We start from the raw sequence: 15,238 nt of genomic DNA on the forward strand, positions 1-15,238 counted from the left end.
ATTTATAAATGTATCAACGAAAGATTTATTTACTTTAGTTTCACAAAAATAGATTTTAATGGACCTACTGGAAAATATAAAAGAAGGCTTAAGATCCGTAAATGCAAATTTGCTCCGTACTATCCTTACAGCGCTTATAGTGGCTATTGGTATTACCAGTTTGGTAGGGATATTAACGGCGGTAGACGGTATCCAGGCTTCAGTAAAGGATAGCCTGTCAGAGCTGGGCGTAAATACTTTTGATATTTATTCTAAAAGAAACCGAGAGGGCAGAAGTGCGGGTAAACTGGAGAAATCGGCTCCACCGCTTAAGCTTAAGGAGGTGATCAGGTTTATTGATAATTATAAATATCCGGCCAGTGTAAGTGTATCAACCTATGTTACCAGCGTGGCGGAGTTAAAATATGGTTCTAAAAAGAGTAATCCGAACGTAGGTGTTTTAGGAGCTAATGATGAATATATTGCTCTTGAAGGTTTAAATATTGAAAAGGGGAGAAATTTTTCATCTATAGAAATTCAGTATGGAACCAATGTAGCCATTATTGGTCAGGATGTGGTTTCAGCGGTTTTTGAAGATAATCAAGACCCTGTTAATAGCGAGATATCCTTTTTAGGAAGTAAATACAGAGTAATAGGTGTGCTGGAAGAAAAAGGACAGATCGGTGGAGGTAATGGACCTGATAACTCAGTAATTGTACCCTTAATCAATGCCAGTAGGTTAGGTTCAGACCGAGATTTACGATATACTCTTACCGTAGGCATCAATAATCCTAATGAGATGGAGCTGGCCATGGGTGAAGCCACAGGGCTAATGAGAAAAATACGTCAAGATCAACTGGGTAGCCCTAATTCCTTTGAAATAGATAAGAGTGAATCTTTAGCCGAAACCATGGGAGAAATTACTGGCATACTTAGGTTGGCTGGTTTTGTGATTGGTTTTATTACGCTGTTAGGAGCATGTATTGCTCTAATGAATATTATGATGGTGTCTGTGACCGAACGAACACGTGAGGTAGGAGTGAGAAAAGCATTAGGCGCAACTCCCTTACGGATCAGGCAGCAGTTTATTATTGAGGCCATTGTAGTTTGCCTTTTAGGTGGTGTTGGTGGTGTAATATTAGGAGTGGGAATAGGCAATCTGTTTGCTCAGATCTTAGGAATAGATGGTTTTGTAATGCCTTGGCTTTGGACTGGCGTGGGTTTAGGAGTTTGTATAGTGGTAGGCCTTATTTCTGGTTACTATCCGGCAAACAAAGCTTCTCGCTTAGATCCTATTGAATCTTTGAGGTTCGAATAATATTAGGCTTCGGTTAATGAATCAATAATGCTTTTTATGGAATTAGCACCTCTGGGTGTGTATCCATCAAAAATATTGACATCATATTTATCAAACCTGGCAAGTTCCTCAGCACTTTTTTTGCTAACAAGCAATTTATGTTTTGCGATTTTTTTGCGTCCAACCCCAGGGGCTTTCATTAGGTCTAGTAGCTTCATTTTCACCCATTGGTCATTTACATGATGTTGAAATATGATTACGCTATCAAAATGAATCAGGTGATGGATGTGCAGATTTTGCTGGGTTTGAATATCACCTTCGCAAGTAGGAGTGAGCAACTCATATCCTTCGGCAAAAAGTTTAGCTTTTAAAGGAGCCACTTCATCAGCATCTAGTTTATCATGAATGAGATAAATGCTATTTTTTGTATTGCTAATGTTTTTGGCGTTGGTATTCTTTTTTTCTACAGAAGCAGACTTTGTGAATTCCTCTCTAATGATACCTTTAAAATCTTCTAGCGGAATCTCTAAGATTTCAGCATCAGCTGCAGTAAGGTCTCTTTTAATATTTTGAACAAAGGCCTTATGCTTATCCTCTGCCTCGCTCTGGTTGGGAGATATCCAAATTAGTCTTGAAAAGAGGTTTTTATCTTTTAATTTAATACTTTTCTCGGCTGCAATCTGGTTTTGTAAATCTATAATAGACCGATCACTTCCTTGTGGGATCTCTCCATAGCTTTCTCCTACCAGATGTATTGATACAGAGCAACCCACCATCTGATCATGTACGGTGTTTTTTAAGGTGTCAACTTCTTTAGGTAACGCAAATTCAGGATATACCTTATAGCCACTTTTGAGGAGCTCTCTTTTAATAATGTTCCTTTGAATAGTAAGTTCTTTATTGGTTTCAGCTAAATAAATGGCTTTACCTGATGAATGTGCAGAGATAGAGGTAGACGTATCACTTTCTGATATGCTAAGACTTTCAGAAATTTCATACGCAAGATCGGTTAGCTTAAGCCAAGTGGCATCTTGCTGTTCTATAAATTGAAATCCCTGCCAGTTTGTGTCGCCAGTGGTGGTTGTTTCATCATATAAAGGAAAAGAAGGGTAAGGTTTAAGAAAATCAGGTATTGAATCTAAATTGACCGGCGATTTAATGACCTTGAAAAGTTTCATATAACTTTTGCTTTGCTCTAGGTCATGAAATCTTTGAAGTGTCTCTATGTTTTTATCATTTTGAAGAAAAGGGTCTGATAAGATAGAGATCAAAACTTCGGCAGATGCCAAATCATCCAAAGTGATATGACTTACTTCTATTTTCTGAATTGTAAGGCTTTTTCCTAATAATTTAACAATAACCTTTTCCAGCACAGACTGAAAGTCTTCTACCCAACCTTTGCCACTTTTCATACTGACGTTGTCAGCTTCACTATATAGCAGAAGAATATCAATTTTATTCAACATTCCGAAAAATTAATCCCTTTGATTTAAATATCCTATAGCGCCAACTGAGATACGATTGAAAAAACAGGAAAATTAGGCATAATTTAATATTAATTGGAATTAATCAGTAAAAAACACTTGTTGAAATTCCAGATTAAGTATTTATTAAACTATTACGCTTACCAACATAGCCTCAGCAGTAATTAAGGGTACAAATTGATAGAAATAGTTATTTTTGTCCTGAAAGAATTGTAATTTATATAGACATTTCAAATTTGAAGTTTGCAAGTATGAGTAAAGTATTAGTGCAGTTTAAGCTTTTCATGTTCTTTTTAGTATGTGCTTCCGTTTCAGTAATGGCTCAAAGTACAGATAAGAAGGTAGCTGATGCTGATCGGTATTTTAAAATTAGGAACTATGAAGCGGCCTTGCCATTATATATTGAGGCCATAGAAAGTGGAGTAAATGACCCCATTGTTTATTATAGAACAGCGGTTAGTTATGAAAACGCTAACAATATAAATGAGCAGATAAAAAGTATTCCTTATTTTGAGAAGGCTCTGGCTGCGGGAAGCGATCAGCTGCCTACAGAAGTTTATTTTGACCTTGCAGATGCCTATATGAAGGATGAAAAGGTAGAAAAAGCCATAGAAACGTATGGTAAATATAAGGAGAAGGTTAGAGGTAATTCTTCAGATTTAAAAAAGGCGGAAAGGGCGCTAGAGATTGCCGATAATGCCCTGGCCATGATGTCTAGTCCTAAAGATATTCAGATATACAATTTTGGTTCTGTGGTAAACTCAGAATACACAGAATATAATCCGGTAGTATCTGCCGATGAGAGCGTAATGGCTTTTACAGCCCTACGTCCTAATACTGGTAAAACCCGTTCTAGCGATAAGTTTATAGAGCAGATTTATATTTCTTATAACACATCTGGCGTTTGGTCTCAGCCGAAGCCCGTGAGTGTTTCTAGTGACTATAACGTAGGTACAGCAGGTCTCTCTGCTGATGGGCAGCGCATGCTGATTTTTATTGGTGGCTCTGCTGATCCTGGAAATATTTACTCAATTGATAAATCAGGAGATAGTTGGTCTAACCCGGTTACAATGGGTAGAAATATCAATAGCCGTTCATTGGAAACTACGGCAAGTATTACACCAGATGGAAAAACAATTTATTTCGCTAGTGACAGGCCTGGTGGCTATGGTGGGCTTGATATCTATAAGGCCACTCTAGGAGATGATGGCGAATGGGGAACCCCTGTAAACCTTGGACCTAAGGTGAATAGTAAATACAATGAAGATGCTCCATTTATCCACCCTGATCAATGGACTTTGTTTTTTACTTCTGATGGGCACAATACCATGGGTGGACGAGATATTTTTGTTACACGTCTATTTAACGAGGAGTGGACGGCACCTGAAAACATGGGCTATCCTATCAACACTACCGCTAACGATAACTATTTTACGCTGACCGCTGATGGTAGAAAGGGTTATTTTTCTTCTGACAGAAAAGGAGGTGCTGGCGGTCAGGATATTTATTCTATTGATATGCCAGAAGAGGAGGCCAATATTCCTTTAACTATGGTGAAAGGTAAAATTGTGAATGGGGAAACTGGCGAGGCCATGCCTACCAAAATTTATATTATTGATGTTGAGTCTGGTAAAAAGCTGGATTTTGTGTACCAACCAGATCCTAAAACAGGTAATTATCTGATCATATTGCCTCCGGCCAAAAACTATGATATGATTATCGAGTCAGAAGGGTTTTTGCCATATACACTCAATATAAATGTGCCTGGTCAGACTTATTTCTATGAGTTGTATCAGAAAATATTATTGAATACCATTAAGCAGTTCGATGTAGTGGTAGGACAGCAAGTGGAAGTGAAAAATGCCTTTTATGATACTCATGAGGCAGCAGTAACTGATGTTAGAAAAACACACGAAGCGGCGTTGGTTAAAAATGATAGTATTGATATTTATGATTTAATGAATGATCTGATTGCTGCCGATGATCAGGCTGGAATAGATTATTTGGTGAGTCTTATTAACATGAAAAATCCTGTGGATGATGTGAGTTTTGATGAAGGTAGTATTACTGAAGCAGCATCAAGGGTGTATTATTACGATGAAAGTGATGAAAGTAAGTTCGAACAGAAGAAAGTAGATGGAAAAACAATCTTCTCACTACCTACTTTTTATGTTACAGAAGAGGCCAAAAAGCAGAAGAATATGAATAAGGACAGGGCCACGACTTATGATCAGGCGCTGTTAAATAAGAAGATTAAAATTTACTTTGACGTAGCTAAAAGTGAGTTGAAGAATTCTTACTATGAAGAATTAAATGGTGTCCTTAAGACTTTGGAAAAACATCCTGAGTTGGGAATTCAGATATCAGGATATGCTTCTGCAGAAGGAGATAAGGAGTTTAATAGACAACTGTCTAATGAGCGTGCTATTGCAGTCTTAGATTATATCAATAGAAAAGGTATAGTGAGAAGAAGAATTATAGCTCGAGGGCAAGGAGTTACAAAGGATGAAAATGGCTCTAAAGAAGAAAGCAGAAGGGTGGAAGTGCAATTTGTAGACCTTAATGAGCACGGAAGAGTAGTGTCTCAATAAGGAAGGTATAAAATTATATAGAAAAGGAGCTACTGTGAAGTAAGCTCCTTTTTTTATGCTTTAAAATGACTTGGGAATGAGCAGGGAGGAGTCTCCGTAACTTAAGAATCTATAATCATTATCCAGTGCCTGCTGGTATACGTCACGCCAATTTGGGCCAATAAAGGCAGCTACTAACAGCACTAAGGTAGATCCTGGCAGGTGATAATTGGTGATCAGGCCTTTAACTACTTTAAAAGTGTAGCCTGGGAAAATAAATATTTCTGTATGGCCCGTAATTTCTTCTACTCCATCTTCTTCCATTTTTTGTTTTATAGCCTTGAGAGACTCTTCAGTAGTGGGAAGTTCTTCTTGGTTGTACTTATAAGGGAATAGTTTAGCAATAGTGAAATCGCTCTCTTTTTCCTTAATAAGTTTTACGCCATACCAGTAGAGGCTTTCCAGTGTACGCATAGAAGTAGTGCCCACAGCTATCACTTTAGGATTGGCAAGTAGAGATTCAATATTTTCCATATGCACAATGACTTGCTCAGAATGCATCGGGTGATTCAATACATTTTCTTCCTTTATAGGCTGAAAAGTACCAGCACTAACGTGCAGCGTGAGGTAGTTTAAATTAATGCCTTTGGCTGTTAGCTTATCTATTACGGTATCACTAAAATGCAGACCTGCAGTGGGTGCGGCTACGGCTCCTTCGGCGTGAGAGTATATGGTTTGGTAGCGCTCTTTATCTTCCTGACTCACATCTCTGTCAATATATGGAGGCAATGGAATCTTGCCTGCCGCTTCTACTATTTCTACAAAATGATTTGCCGTAGACCATTTGAGCCTGATAATCTGTTTTTCTCTATTCGCTATTTCTGCAGTAAGCGTAACTGGTTTGTCATTAATGAGCAGCTGTAATTGCAAGGATTGGTGGTCTTTCCATTTTTTGAAATTTCCTACCATACAGCACCACTCACATTCATTTTCTACTAACATGGCTTTAGCTATGTCATTAGTAGGAGCGTGTGGTTCCAGTAAGAACACTTCTATGCTGGCTCCCGTTTCCTTTTTGAAATGAAGACGAGCAGGAATTACTCGAGTGTCATTAAAAAAGAGATTGGCATCATCAGGTAAATAGTCATTTAAATGAAAAAATTGCGTATGGTTGATAGCTCCCTGGTTGTATACCAATAGTTTAGAATTCATGCGCTCTGCTAATGGATGCTTGGCAATCTTTTCCTTTGGGAGTTCATAATTATAATCACTTAATCGAACCTGTTGCTCTACCTTGTTGCTCATTCGGCAAATATACTGGGCATCTGTTGATTAAATAGGATAAAACTTCCAAATTGTGCCCGAAATAAGAGATTTAGATATGAGCGTGAAGACTTCTTACCAGAAATATACCCTTGATTTTAAATTTGATGCAGGAACTTCAAGAGGAGTTTTAAAGACAAAGGATACTTTTTTTATAAAAATATGGGACAGCAGTTCTCCTGAAAAATTTGGTTTAGGAGAGTGTGGGCCGTTAAAAGGACTAAGTGTAGATGATCGTAGTGATTTAGATGAACACATAGAGAAGGTGCTCAATGCGGTTAGTGAACAAAAATCTCTGCCACAAAACAAAGAAGAAGCTTACCTTTTAGCCAATGAGTTAGTGGGGGCTGATTTCCCTTCCATAAGATTCGGGTTAGAAACGGCTCTTTTAGATTTATTAAATGGAGGAGAAAGGAAGCTTTTTAATAATGATTTTGTTTTGAAGCAACAACCGCTTCCTATTAATGGCTTGATATGGATGGGCGAAATGGATTTTATGAAATCTCAGGTAGACCGAAAAATTGAAGAGGGCTACACCTGTATAAAGATGAAAATAGGTGCCATTGATTTTGAAAAGGAATTTGAGCTATTATCTTATATCAGAAGTAAAGATACTGAGTGTGTTTTGAGGGTAGATGCTAATGGAGGCTTTTCAACTCAGGAAGCTCAGCAGAAGTTAGAAAGGTTGGCAGAATTAAATCTACATTCTATAGAGCAGCCTATAAAACAGCACCAGTGGACTGAAATGAGTAGGTTGTGTGAGACATCACCAGTACCCATTGCATTAGATGAGGAATTGATAGGTGTTTATGCTAAAGCGGATAAAATAAAGCTGCTAGAGGAACTGAAACCTCAGTACATTATTTTGAAGCCTACTTTACTGGGAGGATTTCAATCATGCCTGGAGTGGCTTTCTCTGGCTGAAGCGAGAGGTATTGGCTGGTGGCTTACTTCTGCCTTGGAGTCTAACATAGGCTTAAATGCCATATGTCAGTTTGCCGCAGAGCTACAAGCACCAGGCCATCAAGGGTTGGGTACAGGTAAGTTGTACCATAATAATATTGCCTCTCCATTAGAAGTGGTCGGTGATTTTATTCGTTATAATTCAACTCACGACTGGGATTTAAGTCAGCTTAAATTATGAGCGGAAAAGTACTCGAAAAGAAACTTCATGACTCTGGCAGGTTCTGGGTCTTTAACAAAGAATATATCTCTGAGTTTGTTTATGGAGGTATAGATGGTGCCATTACTACGTTTGCGGTGGTGGCCGGAGCCGCAGGTGCTGGAGCTGAAATCTACTGGGTACTTATTTTTGGTTTTGCTAATCTTATAGCTGATGGTTTTTCTATGTCTGTAGGTAATTTTTTATCGGTACAGGCCGAGCGTGATAATTATGAAAAACATAAGGCCATTGAATATTGGGAGATAGACAACCTAAGAGAAAAAGAGGTGCAGGAGATAAGAGAAATATATGAAGCTAAGGGCTTTAAGGGTGATTTATTAGAGCAGGTAGTAGAGGTAATTACCGCTGATAAAGATGTGTGGGTAGATACTATGATGAAGGAGGAGCTGGAGATGGCTAAAGACGACAAAACGGCATTCAGTACTGCAGTGGCTACTTTTATTTCATTTAACGTGGTAGGGATAATTCCCTTGCTATCTTATGTGTTGGCAGGGGCTTTTGATATTAATGAAAGTTACTTGTTTTCAATATCTTGTGGGGCTACGGCTGTAGCGCTGATGGTGGTAGGATACCTTAAAAGTATAGTTACTCAAAAGAAGTGGCTTCGGGGTGTAATAGAAACATTACTTTTGGGTGGATTTGCTGCATTTCTGGCCTATTTTGTAGGGGAATGGTTGGCTAAATACTTTTTATAAAATTCCGTTTTATTGGCCTATTAAGATAAATGAAGCCCAAAAGTAGGGCTGCGAGTATTCTTCAGTATTGATTAATTCTAGTTTGGCCTGTTTTAAGGCTCTTCCGTAGTTCTGAGATGGAATGTTTTTATAGGCTTCTGACATTAGAAGTGAGGTGGAATTATCGGCCACATTCCATAGAGAAACCATAATATTCTTGGCGCCAGCGTAGGTTAAGGCTCGTGATAAACCTATAATGCCTTCTCCTTTTGATAACTTTCCTAAGCCGGTTTCGCAAGCTGAAAGCGTTACCAGGCTGGCATTCATTTTAAGGTTATAGATTTCTCCTGAATAGAGGTTGCCATCATTGTGAGCATCTGTTTGTAATAGAATTTGAGAGAGGGCAGGCTTGTCGGCATTAGTAAGACCATGCGTAGCAAGGTGGATAATGTCAAAGCTGGCAAGAGAGTCATTTTTAAGGTATTGTTCAGAGGCTTTTCCTTTTACTAACAATGTGGTATTCCAATCTTTCGCAGACAACAGACTATCTATTTTTTCTACCTCCCGTTGTGTGCCTGGTAAAGAAGGAAATTTCTCAAAATTAACAGGAGCACACAGCAGTATTTTGTGATTTAGGGGAGGTGCAGCGGCTTTCTGCTGTAGAAAAAGGATGGAAGACGCCTGATAACTTATGTTATAATCCTTAAGTAAATACGGTGCAGTTCGGTAATCTATAGGTAGTGATTTGATCTTTTCTGTAGAGAGTGCTTCAAAAGGTATAGTAGCCAGTTTGCCGGTGGGTATAATGATCAGGTTGGAGATCTCTTTTTCTATTTTAAAAGGGAATAGGGTTTTATGAAGCGAATATGCGGTGGCTTGATAGGTGGCATCATCCTTATAATAAATGCTATTTCTAAATGCGGCTAGTTGTTTATCAAAGGAATCACCAATGGCATTGTCAGATATTTCAAACTTATTTTTACTGATGTAAAAGGTGTATATTCTATTGAACCTTTGGCCAATAAAATAGGCAATTATAGCAGACTCTTCACTTAAATCCGTTTGTAGTTTCTCGATTGACGGAATGGGCACATTATATTTGAGATTGTAATAATTAGGATATTGCTGCTCTAGCTGTTCAATGAATTTCTGATAAGCACTTTTCAACTCAAATAGCTTATTTTGGTCTTCTGAGCTAGATGCTCTTGCTGATGCCACAATTTGTTCATAATAAGCGATATCCGTTTTGAAGTTTTTTTCTACCTCCAAAAGTGATGCAGGAATGTGAGCATAGCTTTTAGCGGCAGCATCTGATATGGCTTGTAGTAAGACGGCAGCTTTGTTCTTTTCAGAAAAGTAAAATGCCATTTCCTGAAGCTCCTTTTTTTTAAGTGACATTTCAGCCATGTTATAGCAAAGCCGTACACCACTTTCGTAGACTTGAACTGATAATTCGCTGAGCTCCAGTTTGTCTTGCTCGTTCATTTGTAGGTGCCGCATGTTATCAATCAAGGAGCCACATACTTGCAGAGCAGAAAGACTAAGATGTAGATCTCGAGGCTTTCGGCTAAAAGCATAATGATAGTCTTCTAAGGCCTGGGATTTAAAAAACAGGGAGCTTAATAAGGTGCCGGGGTTGAGGTAGTCAGAGGCAGCGGGGTTATCTTCAGACTCGCTACTATTGAAATGAATGGTATTGGCTATTAATGCTTTTTGATAACTTTCAAGTGCCATTTGAAATTCGCCCTGAGCATAATATAAGTTGCCAATTAAATTGTAGCTGTAGGCTATGTCAGGATGTTTGTGGCTGTAATGTTGCTCATATTCAGCAAGTGCCATGTTATAATACCTAAGCGCCTCATCGTTCTTATTCATCAGTCGATAAGTCTGGCCAAGGTTTAACATTACAAAGGCCAGGTTAGGGTGTCCGTTAGGGTAAAGGTTTTTCCATAGTTCAAGGGTGGCTTTGAAATGATCTTCAGCGTCTCCGAGGAAATTTTTATCTCTATAAATAATGCCAATGTTGGTAAGAATCTGAGCTACTTTTTCTTCTTGAAGTGGTAGCTCATCGTATAGCTCTAAGGCTTTTTTGTAATAGGAGAGAGCCTCATCTGGGTTATCAGAAACCAGGCCCAGATCATTATAAGAAGCGGCAATGCTTTCTTTGCTTTTTGGTGATAAATGGAGTCTGATGTTAAGCGCCTGGCTGATGTAATCAGCGGCCATGAAATGATCACCATTATTCCAGTAGGTCAGTCCCAGGCCATTAAGGGCTTTAGCCTTTTCTTTAGAGTCATGCTGAGACTCATCGGTAAGCAATAGTTTGAAATATTTTTCGGCCAGGTCATTGCGCCCTTTTCTTAGGTAAAACTCAGCCAATGGATATAGACAGTTGTTTTTTTGAACATCAGTAAGGCTCTTTATGATGTTTTCGGCTTCTTGTAATTTTGAATCAGCTACCAGTTTGCCTATTTCTATACAATCGACCTGTGCTAATATGGTCTGGGTAGAAATTAGAATGAGCAGAAATGGAAATAAGATTTTAAAACTTAATCTCATATGCCAATGATATTACATTATGTCTGGTAAGTCCATCGGGGTTTACATCTCTGTCTGTAATTTTATGGCCATACATTCCGTTGATACTATTAAAAGCATTAAAATGGTAGGCTACGTTAAACAAGCCACTTAATGCCAGGCCAGTGGTGTGGTCTACTTTGAAGTATTCACCAGTGTCAGTGCTTTTAAGTTGGTCTTTGCTCACCCGGTAGATGGGAAGAAGCCCAAGCCGGATATCAAGGTTAGAAAAATGGATGGCGCGTTCTATTCTGATCATTACATCAGTACCTCTTTTTAAGTCAGTGGCCAGTGGATATTTGTGTATGTAAGGCTGCTTGGGGAAGTTGCTCCAGTCCTCATAATTATAGCTGTTATGGTTACTGTTGGCAATAGGAGCTTGCACGCCAAAAGCAAACATACATTTTTTATTTATTAAGGAAGCCCCAGCTACCAGATCCCATGTGCCCAGGCTGGTCTGGTAATACATAGGCAGAACCTCTTCTTGGGTGTTTGTGGTAAACTCGGCCTTGCTGCCATCTTTAAGATCAGCATTGTTAGTTGGGATTTTGCCTCCTAGAGTAGCATTGATATTGAATTTGTCAGAAGAATAGACATTATGTGTGAAACTGTATGAAATATCTCCAAAGTCTGAAGTGGAGCCCAATTTTCCGTTAACCCATTGGTAGGGTAGCTTTATTTGGAATGATGTTTTTTCATTAATGCCAAAATTAAAATCAAGTATACTGGCATTTACTACAGGGCTGAGGGTGGTTTTTCCTCTATATTGGCTTATTTCTAATGATTTGAGCTTGAAGTTTACCTTTCTGGTATATACCTGGGAGGGGCGCATGGCACCCATGGTGCAGAAGCCGGCATCACTACAACCTTGACCAGAAACATTAAAAAACACCATCAGCAGAGTGATGGAAGTTATTAAATTTTTCATAAAAAAGTATTATTAATAACTTTCAAATATAATTTGAATTTATAAAAAAGCTAATTAATAATACTTTAATTTATGTTTCTTGCTTAAAGACAGTCTATTCTTTTAATCGTTTAAAATAGTCATTGGAGGCCTTTTTTACTCTTGGAGATAATAACAATGCTCCGATCATAGTAGGTATGGCCATAAGTGCAAAAGCGGAATCTATTATATTAATGATAGTAGCTAAAGATGAAATAGAGCCGAAGATAATGGTCGACACATAGAAATAATTATAATAATGTTGCCTTTCCGCTCCAATAAGGTAGCCTAAGCATTTAGACCCATAGTATGAATAAGAGAAAAGAGAGGTGATTGAAAATATGAGGATGCAAATCATCAAGATATAGTGTCCTACTCCCGGTATTGCGGCTTCAAAAGCTTTAGCGGTGAGCGATACACCGTTGTTATCAGTGGTTTGCCATACACCAGTTATTAGTATAGCCAGTGCTGTTAACGTGCAAACTACTATAGTATCAATAAATGGCCCTAACATAGCTACTAACCCTTCTCTTACAGGTTCTTTGGTTTTGGCTGCGCCATGAGCCATGGGGGCCGTACCAATTCCGGCTTCATTAGAAAAGGCAGCTCTACGTGCCGCCAGTATGATTAATCCGCCCAGCATACCTCCGAAAATAGGATCTCCATTAAAGTTGTCGGCAGTGAAATTGTAGTTTTCTGCTGTGAAGGCATTAGAAAATATCATGCCCAGGTATTGAGGTATTTCAGTGACATTGATCAGTAAAATTCCAATTACCGAGATAAAATATACTACCACCATAAGGGGTACCATTTTTCCGGCTACTTTTCCTATTCGCTTTATTCCTCCAAAGATTACCAGAGAAACAAAAACCAAAATGGCAATACCAATATATAGGTCGGTAGTATTAAAGTGAAGAATCCCGTATTGTACCTGGGTGCCCTTTATGCCGTTAGGAATGAACAAAATATCCTGTAAAGCCTGGGTTAACTGATTGGCCTGGAAAATAGGTAAACAACCAATAAGGCCGAAAATTGAAAACATAATGGCCAGCGGTTTCCAGCCCTTGCCTAATCCTTCGGTTATGAAATACATTGGTCCACCTTGTATTTCTCCTGCAGAGTCTTTGCCTCTGTAAAGAATAGCCAGTGTACAAGTAAAAAACTTGGTAGCCATACCTACAAAAGCACTAACCCACATCCAGAAAATAGCTCCAGGGCCACCAATGGTTATGGCCACAGCTACTCCACTGATATTTCCCATACCTACTGTGGCTGCCAGTGCTGTGGAAAGGGCTTCATAGTGATTTATTTGGCCGGGATCATTAGGATCGTCATACTTGCCTCTTAATACATTTACAGCGTGTAAAAAGTATTTGAAGGGCAAAAATCTTGAATAAATTAGAAAATACAGGCCACCTCCCATAAGAAGGATGAGTAAGGGAGTTCCCCAGATCCAATTAGCAAATTGAACAGAATAAGTTTCTATGTATTTCAAAGATATAGTATTTCGTAAATCACTAATATAGACAATTTTCAGCCTTTTCTAAGTTAATCTATCAAATGTAGCCTTCCCATAGATGCTCCCATTAAGCTCCCAAGCTGGTAAAGCAGCCTGGCACCTACGTTGGCATCCCATTCATCTTCGCCGGGAGATACTTCGTTCAGATCGAAGCCTATGATGGCTCTGCCTGACCTCACTATTTCCTTGATGAGATAAATGACCTGATTGTATTCCAGCCCGCCGGGCACTGGTGTGCCGGTGTTAGGGCAGAGCTTAGGATCCAGCCCATCAATATCAAAGCTTATATATACTAGTTCAGGTAGCTGGCTAATAATCTCCTTGCATATGGTGCTCCAGGTTACTCCTTCAAAAACGGCCCTTTTTATATCTTCATCAAAGTAGGTGAGTACTCTGCCGTTAGAATTATTAATAAAGGCCGATTCTTCTTCACATAAATCTCTTATTCCCACCTGTACCAGCCTGCTGATATTCGGGTTTTTAAGCACATTATACATGATTGAGGCATGCGAATAGTTGAAGTCTTCATAGGAAGCTCTCAAATCTGCATGAGCATCAAATTGAAGTATGGCGAATGATCCAAACTTCTCAGTAAGTGCATTGATATAACCTAAAGGGGTACTATGATCACCTCCTAAAAGGGCTACCATTTTTCCCGAGTTCAGGTAAGCAGAGGCTTGTGACTTAATGAAAATATTAAGTTTTTCACAGATTTCATTAATGGCATTAGGGATAACTTTTAGATTATCGGTAATCCACTCTTCCTCATTGCTTTCCAGCCACTGTATATATTTTATGGCCAAGTCCCTGAATTTCCTGTTTTCCTCTTCAAAGCCTTCTGCTACAGGCAGTAAGTGCATGCCCATCTTCCAGGCGTCTGGTATGTCTCTCAAAAAGAGATCCACTTGAGTAGATGCCTCTAAAATAGCTTTAGGAGCATCTGCGGTACCCGCTTTATATGATACTGTAACCTCCCAGGGTACAGGTATAATTATTAACTCAGAGTGTTCCATACCAAAAGGCAGTCCGAATAGATTGCCGGGAACGCTAGGACCATTAGGGTCGAACTTGGCTATTATTTCTTCTTTGCTAACCATAAGGGTGCAAAAAAAAATAATATTAATGACTTTGCCCCGCCTCTGGCAGATTAAAAGTTCAGAAGATCAGGGTATTGGTAAGAAATTAGCTCTCCTGTATCTTCTGAAACCAAAGACCAATCATCGAAGTCAAATTCAATTCTTACCACCCCGCAGGTAGTCATATTGCCTATCTCATCTTTGGTGATATACTCCGCCAGGTAGCTGATAGACGGATTGTGGCCTACTAGTATAACATTAGACCATTCATTTTTAAATTGATTAATCACCTGAAGTAAAGTACGGGTAGAAGCCTCGTAAATTTCAGGATTATGATGTATCTTACTTGTATCATATTTTATTTGCTCTGCAATGAGAGATGCCGTGGTATGCGCTCGCAGTGCCGGGCTGGATATGATAATATCAGGACGTACATTTTGATGTTCCATGTTCATGCCCATGCGGGTAGCGTTTTGTAAACCAACAGAATCGAGCTCGCGCTCACTGTCTGATTGGTTATTTTGCCTGTCCATAGCTTTGGCATGACGGATAAGAAATAAAGTCTTACTCATAACTTTTGTAAAAATAGAGTTGTTAATTTGCCACTCAT

11 protein-coding genes are annotated in these 15,238 nt (G+C 38.9%); 4 read left to right on the forward strand and 7 right to left on the reverse strand.

Translation table 11 applies throughout. The annotated features are described in order from the left end of the window. Positions 1-58: 58 nt before the first annotated feature. Positions 59-1,297 (forward strand): ABC transporter permease, encoded by a 1,239-nt coding sequence (locus LVD15_RS16630; protein ID WP_233776345.1) that lies wholly within the window; start codon positions 59-61, stop codon positions 1,295-1,297. Between the two features lie 2 nt (positions 1,298-1,299). On the opposite strand, the gene LVD15_RS16635 is transcribed toward LVD15_RS16630, so the two are convergent. Further along, positions 1,300-2,742: a hypothetical protein gene (locus LVD15_RS16635; RefSeq protein ID WP_233776346.1), complete on the reverse strand. Its 1,443-nt coding sequence runs from the start codon at positions 2,740-2,742 to the stop codon at positions 1,300-1,302. Between the two features lie 269 nt (positions 2,743-3,011). Between LVD15_RS16635 and LVD15_RS16640 the strand changes: the two genes are divergently transcribed. Then, the gene (locus LVD15_RS16640) at positions 3,012-5,351 is read left to right on the forward strand and encodes an OmpA family protein (protein ID WP_233776348.1); all 2,340 of its coding nucleotides are present in this window, start codon (positions 3,012-3,014) and stop codon (positions 5,349-5,351) included. A 60-nt stretch (positions 5,352-5,411) separates the two neighbouring features. On the opposite strand, the gene LVD15_RS16645 is transcribed toward LVD15_RS16640, so the two are convergent. Then, positions 5,412-6,635 carry an S-adenosylmethionine:tRNA ribosyltransferase-isomerase gene (locus LVD15_RS16645; RefSeq protein WP_233776349.1) on the reverse strand — a complete coding sequence of 408 codons (1,224 nt, stop codon included), beginning with the start codon at positions 6,633-6,635 and terminating at the stop codon, positions 5,412-5,414. Between the two features lie 52 nt (positions 6,636-6,687). On the opposite strand from LVD15_RS16645, the gene LVD15_RS16650 reads away from it, so the two are divergent. Together LVD15_RS16650 and LVD15_RS16655 are read left to right on the forward strand one after the other, a co-directional pair. After that, positions 6,688-7,797: an o-succinylbenzoate synthase gene (locus LVD15_RS16650; protein ID WP_233776350.1), complete on the forward strand. Its 1,110-nt coding sequence runs from the start codon at positions 6,688-6,690 to the stop codon at positions 7,795-7,797. After that, entirely contained in the window at positions 7,794-8,531 is a 738-nt protein-coding gene (locus LVD15_RS16655) for a VIT1/CCC1 transporter family protein (protein WP_233776351.1), read from the forward strand. The genes LVD15_RS16650 and LVD15_RS16655 overlap by 4 nt, the downstream gene beginning before the upstream one ends. Positions 8,532-8,540: 9 nt before the next feature. On the opposite strand, the gene LVD15_RS16660 is transcribed toward LVD15_RS16655, so the two are convergent. The 5 genes from LVD15_RS16660 to LVD15_RS16680 all read right to left on the reverse strand — a co-directional run bounded on the left by LVD15_RS16660 (position 8,541) and on the right by LVD15_RS16680 (position 15,200). Then, positions 8,541-11,069: a CHAT domain-containing protein gene (locus LVD15_RS16660; protein ID WP_233776352.1), complete on the reverse strand. Its 2,529-nt coding sequence runs from the start codon at positions 11,067-11,069 to the stop codon at positions 8,541-8,543. Beyond that, on the reverse strand, positions 11,053-12,015 hold the full coding sequence (locus LVD15_RS16665; RefSeq protein ID WP_233776353.1) for a hypothetical protein: 963 nt from the start codon (positions 12,013-12,015) through the stop codon (positions 11,053-11,055). Before LVD15_RS16665 ends, LVD15_RS16660 begins: the two co-directional genes overlap by 17 nt. Before the next feature lie 94 nt (positions 12,016-12,109). Then, positions 12,110-13,519, reverse strand: coding sequence for an alanine/glycine:cation symporter family protein (locus LVD15_RS16670; protein ID WP_370687424.1), 1,410 nt, complete (start codon positions 13,517-13,519; stop codon positions 12,110-12,112). Positions 13,520-13,581: 62 nt separating this feature from the next. Next, the gene (locus tag LVD15_RS16675; protein ID WP_233776355.1) at positions 13,582-14,649 is read right to left on the reverse strand and encodes an agmatinase family protein; all 1,068 of its coding nucleotides are present in this window, start codon (positions 14,647-14,649) and stop codon (positions 13,582-13,584) included. Between the two features lie 50 nt (positions 14,650-14,699). Then, positions 14,700-15,200: a SixA phosphatase family protein gene (locus LVD15_RS16680; RefSeq protein WP_233776356.1), complete on the reverse strand. Its 501-nt coding sequence runs from the start codon at positions 15,198-15,200 to the stop codon at positions 14,700-14,702. Positions 15,201-15,238 lie beyond the last annotated feature (38 nt).

Origin of the sequence: Fulvivirga maritima, from assembly GCF_021389955.1 — a bacterium.
In the GTDB taxonomy this organism is placed as follows: Bacteria; Bacteroidota; Bacteroidia; order Cytophagales; family Cyclobacteriaceae; genus Fulvivirga; species Fulvivirga maritima.